Source organism: Clostridium yunnanense, assembly GCF_016595795.1.
In the GTDB taxonomy this organism is placed as follows: Bacteria; Bacillota; Clostridia; order Clostridiales; family Clostridiaceae; genus Clostridium_AR; species Clostridium_AR yunnanense.
Genome location: NZ_JAENHN010000013.1, coordinates 1 through 652, shown reverse-complemented (window position 1 = coordinate 652; position 652 = coordinate 1). Strand labels below are relative to the sequence as shown.

The following is a 652-nucleotide window of genomic DNA, read 5'->3' as shown; positions in this document are numbered from 1 at the left end:
TGCTCTACCAACTGAACTACGTCCACCATATTTGGTGCGCCATCAGGGACTCGAACCCAAGACACCCTGATTAAGAGTCAGGTGCTCTACCAACTGAGCTAATGGCGCATAATGGTGCGTCTTAAGAGATTCGAACTCCTGGCCCACGCCTTAGAAGGGCGTTGCTCTATCCAGCTGAGCTAAAGACGCATATTAAAAACTATGTATTATAACATCTAATATTTAAGATGTTTATGGAGCGGGTAGTGGGAGTCGAACCCACCTTTTCAGCTTGGAAGGCTGGAGTATTACCGATATACGATACCCGCATATTTAAACTGGTCGGGGTGACAGGGATCGAACCTGCGACCTCATGGTCCCAAACCACGCGCGCTCCCATCTGCGCTACACCCCGATATCCATTTAAAATGGTGCGTCTTAAGGGATTCGAACCCCTGGCCCACGCCTTAGAAGGGCGTTGCTCTATCCAGCTGAGCTAAAGACGCATATAAACTTGTAATTATCTAACATCTAATATTTAGATGTTTATGGAGCGGGTAGTGGGAGTCGAACCCACCTTTTCAGCTTGGAAGGCTGGAGTATTACCGATATACGATACCCGCATATTTGGAGCGGAAGACGGGACTCGAACCCGCGACCTTCACCTTGGCAA

General features: G+C 48.5%; 6 tRNA genes. All 6 read right to left on the bottom strand.

Going from position 1 to position 652, the window contains the following annotated elements:
• Positions 1-32: 32 nt before the first annotated feature.
• Positions 33-108 (bottom strand) — tRNA-Lys (locus tag JHL18_RS05880).
• A gap of 4 nt (positions 109-112) precedes the next feature.
• Positions 113-189 (bottom strand) — tRNA-Arg (locus tag JHL18_RS05875).
• A 45-nt stretch (positions 190-234) separates the two neighbouring features.
• Positions 235-308, bottom strand: a tRNA-Gly gene (locus JHL18_RS05870).
• 10 nt (positions 309-318) lie between these two features.
• A tRNA-Pro gene (locus JHL18_RS05865) sits at positions 319-394 on the bottom strand.
• Between the two features lie 14 nt (positions 395-408).
• Positions 409-485 (bottom strand) — tRNA-Arg (locus JHL18_RS05860).
• 43 nt (positions 486-528) lie between these two features.
• A tRNA-Gly gene (locus JHL18_RS05855) sits at positions 529-602 on the bottom strand.
• Positions 603-652 lie beyond the last annotated feature (50 nt).